1 protein-coding gene is annotated in these 249 nt (G+C 40.6%); it reads right to left on the minus strand.

Features of this window, described 5'->3' with window-relative positions; all coding sequences use genetic code 11:
* Window positions 1-249 (minus strand): glutathione S-transferase C-terminal domain-containing protein (locus AAEY83_RS17445; protein ID WP_351061203.1); only part of this gene is annotated, 249 nt, incomplete at both ends.

Below are 249 nucleotides of genomic sequence, written 5' to 3' on the forward strand. Positions count from 1 at the left end.
GTATGAGGCAACATCTAAAAATTCAGCTGCATCATATAAGTCGCCTAAAACAAGCGAGCCATACCAAGGCCAAATTGCAATATCGGCAATTGAGTATTCATCACCCGCCATGTATTCATTTTCGCTTAAATGACGATTTAACACGTCAAGTTGGCGTTTAGTTTCCATGGTAAAACGATCAATAGGGTATTGCATTTTACTTGGTGCGTAACTATAAAAGTGACCAAACCCACCACCTAAGTATGGCGC

The sequence above is a fragment of the Psychrobacter sp. TB20-MNA-CIBAN-0197 genome, assembly GCF_040309765.1.
GTDB classification, from domain to species: Bacteria; Pseudomonadota; Gammaproteobacteria; order Pseudomonadales; family Moraxellaceae; genus Psychrobacter; species Psychrobacter submarinus.